The sequence below is a fragment of the Nocardia sp. NPDC060220 genome (genome assembly GCF_042727815.1).
Classification (GTDB): Bacteria; Actinomycetota; Actinomycetes; order Mycobacteriales; family Mycobacteriaceae; genus Nocardia.
Genome location: NZ_JBHWZY010000418.1, coordinates 1 through 5,947, shown reverse-complemented (window position 1 = coordinate 5,947; position 5,947 = coordinate 1). Strand labels below are relative to the sequence as shown.

Below are 5,947 nucleotides of genomic sequence, written 5' to 3'. Positions count from 1 at the left end.
GGTCCGTGCGGTGAAATCGATGGAACCAGAAGGGGCTTCGGTGCGTCTAAGGGTGTGAAGGATGGCCATCTCAGTGGCCGATTGAGTGTGATGCTGTGGGTGGGGTGGATCGATGTTCGAGCGCACGACTCGCCACCGTCGGGCGTCGCCGTGGGTTGTTGTCGAAGGTTGTCTGCACTCTCGCACGGCGGAACTCGGTGGAGTCGAGGAGGTTTCATGGGCGGGGGCAGTGAGGTGAATTGGGTGCAGTGGTGTCGTAGGCTGTGCGCAACGACGGGGTGGCCGAGTGCGGGGAGCATGCGGACGGCCGTGGGTTGGTGCGGGCTCGGCCGGACGGTGTGGCTCGGTGATCGGGGAAGACGGAGGATGCTCGTGCGGCGACGGTCTGTGTTGGTGAGCGCGGTGTTGTGTGGGGTGCTTGCGGTGGCGGGGTGTTCCACTACCGAGAGCGGGAAGGCGCAGCCAAGTGCGACCACCGATCAGGCGGCGGCTACTGCGGCCTTGTGGGACCCGTGCAGCCAGATCCCGGATTCCACTTTGACCAGCATGGGGCTGGATGTGGCGTCGAAGCGGTCGGGCATCCTCGGTGCCGAGGAGCCCGGTTGGAAAATCTGCGCATGGAGCGCTTCGGCCTACCCACCTGGCTATGGCCTCACTGTTTATACGACGATTCACACAGTCGATGAAGTGCGCCAGAAGTCGACGAACATCGAGTTCAAGGATGTAGCGGTCGCCGGACGTCAGGGCCTTCAATTCCGGCAAAGTCATCACGATGCCGATGAGGATTGCTCGCTGGTGTTCCAGACAACTAGTGGGTTTGCTCAGCTAGACATGCTCAACACCGGCGTCAAAGAGCGGAAAACTCCACCGTGCGAACGGCTGCAGCCGATGGCCGCGGCGATTGTTCCGCTTTTCCCGAAGTAGATAGCAAAATACATGTACAGAAGGGTGGGGTGAATGGCAGACGAGAAGTCTCGTTGGGAGACTCTGAAATCCAACGCAGAGTCCGGGAATCTCTACTTGGATCCGTCTGTATCGACGAGCTGTCGTGACGCGTGCAACAGGCAGATAACACTGTTCAGTGAGCTGAAACAGAGCCTGAGCTCTCTCTCGTCGGTGTCCGGCTTGGGTCGCTTCAACGCAGCGGACGAGCTGTCCAAGATGCTCGGAATGAAAGCCATTGGCGGGGAGCGCGATTTCAATACAGCTTTTGAAGAACACATACAGGTTCTCACGCTGATCCGCGACACCATCGAGATCTCGGTGAAGAAGTACGAAGACCAGCAAGTAGCCCAAGCGCAAGCGCTGACTTCACAGGGCGCCAACCTTCCCAGTGGTGGTTAAGAATGTCATTCTTGGACAATGTCGTCGGTAGGGCAGTCGTCAACTCCATTCCGGGAGGTAGCACATACCTCTCATTGAAGGATTACGCCGACGGTAGCAAGCCGACCCGCTCGACGGACGAGAGCCCGGACGCGCATATCGCACGGAATCGGTTGGCGGAGTTGAAAAACGAATTCGACGGCGCCTACCAGAAGCCGCAGGTCGTCTCGTACGACGAACCGAGTCAGATGTCGGACCTGTACGAGCGGGTCTCCGCGATGTCGATGACCGATGTCAACACGCTGCACACCCGTTGGGAGACCCTGCGCAACAAGCTCGAACAGGGTTTCAAGACCTACGACGCCGAAATCGGGAAAGCGATCGGGGAGAAGTGGACCGGTAACGCGGGAGCCAGCGCCGGTGCGGGCATCAAGGACTATGTCGAGAAGTCGGGAAACCTGCTGTCGTCGGCGCAGATGATGGCCGAGAAGGTGAAGGTGGTCGAGTCGGCCATGCAGATCGCCAAGGACCGGGTCCAGCCGCACGAAGGCTCCACGCTCAGCGGGATCGCGAGCTACATCCCCGGACCCACCTGGAAGATGGACAGCCACAACGCCGATACCGCGAAATCGGAAGGGGCGGAGGTGGTCAAGGGCATCTATTACGAGGCGATCAAGATCGCGGACACTGACGTTCCACTCGTCCCCCAGCCGTACAACCCCTTGGATACCGGCTCGAAGCCGGGCGATGACAACGGCAGCAAGAACGACACCACCGACAAGAAGTCGACCACACAACAGCCCACCACCGAACAGCCCACGACCGAACAGCCGACCACGGAGACGCCGACGACGGAGGACCCCTCCGACGACGACACCGGCGACGACACGACACCGTCGAGCACGGAGCCTGCGGCGACGACACCGCAGTCCACCGTGCCGACCACGCCGACTTCACCGACCGGCACCACTCCCGCGTCGACGACACCGATGGGCACCGGCGGTTCTCCGGGTGGCGGTTCGCCCGGTGCGGGGACACCGGGTTCCGGTGTGCCAGGAGCGGCCGTTCCGGGCACTCCGGGTGGCGCAGCTGCGGGAAAGGGCGGTGCCGGTGCAGGAGGGGCGGGTTCCGCCGGTTCGGGCCGCGGGATGTCGGGCATGGGCGGTATGGGTGCCGGTGGCGGGAAGGGCGGGAAGGGCGATGACGAGAAGGAATCCGGGACGAAGGACTATCTGATCAATCAGGAGAACGGTGAAGAACTCACGGGGCTCAGCGAGGATCAGCGGGCCAAGACGGTGCCGCCGGTGATCGGCGCATGAGCCAGGGACAGTGGCAGTTCAGTGCGCTCGGGTTCACGGTGCTGTGGCGCGCGGCGGATCGCGATGTGCTCCCCTATCCGTTGCAGACGCAGGCGGACGCGGTGACCGTGGACGACTACGACCGGCTGTGGCAGGACGAGGCCCAGCGGATTCTGCCGATATTCGACCACTCGCTGGACGCGGCGCTGCAAATTCTGCTCGAGCCGGAAGCGCGATTCGAGCTCGCCGGGTACGGCGACGGGGAGAAGTTGCGGTCGTTCGCGGCGGTGCGGGGGCAGCAGGCGGTGCTGGTGGAACAGCAGCGGGTGCCGCTCGACCACGAGGGCGGTGACATCCGGATGAGCATGCTCGAGATCGAACAGCTGCCCGACAAGCTCCTTGCCCGGCTGCCGAAGACGGGGGCGGCGGGCGGGGACGTGTTCTCGATGAACAGCAACGACTTCGACGAGGAAGCACCCTACGATCCGTGGGCGGCCGACCGGCGCACGCCGCAGCAGAAGGCGGATGATTTCTTCGGGCGGCCCCGGTCGACGCTGGTATACGTGGCGGGCTATCCGGGCGCCGCGACGGACAACCGGCCACAACCCGGACAGGGCTTCCACGTGATGGATTTCCCGGATGGGCGCTACCTGGTCACCGAACGAGGCTCTGTGATCGAGGCGCGACCGGGTGATACCGGCGATGCCCGAGGGTCGTTGGTGCGGTTGATGAAATCGGCCATCGCGATCTATCGCGAAGACAACGAACCCGCCTACCGATAGACACGCATCGACCCCTGCCATGAGTCACGGCAGGGGTCGATGGCGTTACTGGGCTGGGGTTCGGTGCGCTTGTTCGACGAATTGGTTGGTGTAGGTGGCTTCGAGGTCGATGCGGTCCCGGACGGGGGCCACGTTGCGGGAGTATCGGCCCAGGATGCGGAGGACGTTCTGGGCGCCTTCGGGTTTCATCAGGCCGTCGCCGTTGAACATGCCGATCGAGTCGCGGATGGATTTCGCGTAGAGGGTGGGGTCGCTGCCGGCGTATTGGGACGGCATCTTCGCGGCGATCTCGTCGGGGTTGTGGGTGTCGATCCAGCGCAGCGTCTGCACGAAGGCGTTGGCCAGTTTCTGGACGATCTCCGGGTGCGCGGAAACGGTGTCGCACTTCATGTACAGCGATGAGGCGGGGTACAGGCCGCCGAGTGCGGCGCGGGTGCCTTCCTCGTTGCGCATGTCGGTGAGGATCTTCGCGTCACCGGACTGGACCATTTTCGCCACGGTGGGGTCGGTGGTCATGCCCGCGTCGATGCCGTCGTGGTTCATGCCCGCGATGAAGGTTTGTCCCGCACCGACTTTCACCCTGGTGTAGTCGGAGGTACTCAGACCCTCCTGACCGGCCAGCGCCTGGGTGAGGAAGTCGGTCGACGAGCCGAGCGAGGTGACGCCGAGGTTGCGGCCGCGGAAGTCGGCGGGCGAGCGGATGGTGTCGGCGTCGGCGGTGGAGACCAGTTCCACTTCGCCTGGCACGTCGGCGAATTGGACCACGGTCTGCAGGCACTGGTCTTTGGCCTGGAGGTCGATGGTGTGGTCGTAGAAGCCGACCACGGCCTGGACGTCACCGGTGAGCAGGGCGGTTTCGGCGCTGGCGCCGGACTGTTCGCCGAGCAGCTTCACGTCGATGTCGTTGGCCTCGAACGCGCCGAGCTGCTGGGCGAGCATCGCCGGCAGGTAGATCACCTTCTCCAGACCGCCGACCATGATGGTGATCTGAGGTCTGCCGTCGGCCATCGGGATGGACCGCGAATCGCGGCATCCGGTGGCCAGCAGCAGCGAACTGATCGCGAGCAGCGCCAGTGCGAAGGGCTTGCGGTATCTCATCGTCTACACCCCGTGACCCGACTGTGCCTGCGAGGGACGCCATTTCAGCAGGTGCCCTTCCGCGAAGCCGATGAGCGATTCCGCGATCAGGGCGACCACGGTGATGATGATCATGCCCGCGTAGATGCCTGCCGCGTCGAAGGTGCCCTGGGCGTTGGAGATCAGCAGGCCCAAACCTTTACTGGCACCGGCGTATTCACCCACGACCGCGCCGATCAGCGCGAACCCGAAGGCGGTGTGCAGGCTGGACAGGATCCAGGTCGTGGCGCTGGGCAGCACGATGGAGCCGAGGATCTGACGTTTACTCGCACCCAGGATGCGGGCGTTGTTGATGACATTGCCGTCGACTTCCCTGGCGCCGGTGAAGGCGTTGAAGAACACGGCGAAGAACACCAGCACCACCACGGTCGCGACCTTGGAACTCAGGCCCAAGCCGAACCAGATGATGAACAGCGAGGCCAGCACGATGCGGGGCACGGCGTTGAGCGCCTTGATGAACGGGGCGAGCACGTCGGCCCAGTAGCGGCTGCGGCCGAGCAAGGTGCCCAGCACGACACCGGCGACGGTGCCGATCACGAAGCCGAGCACGGCTTCCTGCACGGTGGTGAAGATCTGCAGCCAGATCGACCCGAACTGCGTTCCCTCGGTGAACCATTCGACCAGCCGATCCCAGATCAGGGAGGGCTTGGAGTAGAAGAACGGGTCGATCCAGACGCTGGCGACCAGCTCCCACGATCCCAGCCACAGCACGATCAGCGCGGCACGCAGACCCCACACCCGCAGCTTGGACTTGCGGTTCTTGGCCTTCACCCGGGCCAGGATCTGCTCCTCGGATTCCGCCTCGACCTCCGGCGCCGTCGCGGCGATCGCGGTCATCGTCTCAAGCGACACGGGTCGCTCCCTTCGTGCGAGCCGCCTCGACCTGATCGCGCAGCGTTTCCCAGATTTCCCGGTAGAGGTCGCGGAATTCCTCGGTGAGGCGCACCTCTTCGACATTGCGCGGACGTTCGAGAGTGACGCGGAAGTCACCGCAGACGGTCGCGGGGCTCGCGGTCATCACCACGACCCGGTCGGCCAGGGCGATGGCCTCCTCGAGGTCGTGGGTCACGAAGATCACCGCGGCGTCGGTGCCTGCCCACACGCGCAGCAGTTCGTCCTGCATGAGCTGGCGAGTCTGGACGTCGAGCGCGCTGAACGGCTCGTCCATGAGCATGATCTCGGGTTCGTTCACCAGGGTCTGGGCCAGTGCGACGCGCTTGCGCATGCCGCCGGAGAGCTGGTGCGGGTAATAGTCCTCGAATCCGGCAAGTCCCACGATGCGCACCCATTCGGCGGCCTTCGCCTTCGCCTCGGCTTTCGACACGCCACGAAAGCGCGGGCCGAGCGCGACATTGTCGAGCACGCTGCGCCACGGCAGCACGGCATCCTGCTGGAACATGTAGCCGA

7 protein-coding genes are annotated in these 5,947 nt (G+C 64.1%); 4 read left to right on the top strand and 3 right to left on the bottom strand.

The annotated features are described in order from the left end of the window. Positions 1-393: 393 nt before the first annotated feature. The 4 genes from ACFWF3_RS21215 (at position 394) to ACFWF3_RS21200 (ending at position 3,403) form a co-directional block, all read left to right on the top strand. Positions 394-924: a DUF3558 domain-containing protein gene (locus ACFWF3_RS21215; RefSeq protein WP_379314979.1), complete on the top strand. Its 531-nt coding sequence runs from the start codon at positions 394-396 to the stop codon at positions 922-924. Positions 925-957: 33 nt separating this feature from the next. After that, positions 958-1,344, top strand: a complete 387-nt coding sequence (locus tag ACFWF3_RS21210; protein ID WP_379314978.1) for a hypothetical protein — start codon at positions 958-960, stop codon at positions 1,342-1,344. A 152-nt stretch (positions 1,345-1,496) separates the two neighbouring features. Beyond that, positions 1,497-2,642, top strand: coding sequence for a hypothetical protein (locus tag ACFWF3_RS21205; RefSeq protein ID WP_379314977.1), 1,146 nt, complete (start codon positions 1,497-1,499; stop codon positions 2,640-2,642). Beyond that, complete coding sequence (locus ACFWF3_RS21200) at positions 2,639-3,403, top strand: ESX secretion-associated protein EspG (RefSeq protein WP_379314976.1); 765 nt, start codon at positions 2,639-2,641, stop codon at positions 3,401-3,403. The genes ACFWF3_RS21205 and ACFWF3_RS21200 overlap by 4 nt, the downstream gene beginning before the upstream one ends. A 45-nt stretch (positions 3,404-3,448) precedes the next feature. Here the strand turns inward: ACFWF3_RS21200 and ACFWF3_RS21195 are convergent, their stop codons facing one another. The 3 genes from ACFWF3_RS21195 to ACFWF3_RS21185 form a co-directional block, all read right to left on the bottom strand. Next, positions 3,449-4,501, bottom strand: a complete 1,053-nt coding sequence (locus tag ACFWF3_RS21195) for an ABC transporter substrate-binding protein (protein ID WP_379314975.1) — start codon at positions 4,499-4,501, stop codon at positions 3,449-3,451. Between the two features lie 3 nt (positions 4,502-4,504). After that, positions 4,505-5,392, bottom strand: coding sequence for an ABC transporter permease (locus tag ACFWF3_RS21190; protein ID WP_379314974.1), 888 nt, complete (start codon positions 5,390-5,392; stop codon positions 4,505-4,507). After that, a partial coding sequence (locus tag ACFWF3_RS21185) for an ABC transporter ATP-binding protein (RefSeq protein ID WP_379314973.1) occupies positions 5,382-5,947 on the bottom strand: 566 nt, incomplete at its 5' end. The genes ACFWF3_RS21190 and ACFWF3_RS21185, both read right to left, overlap by 11 nt.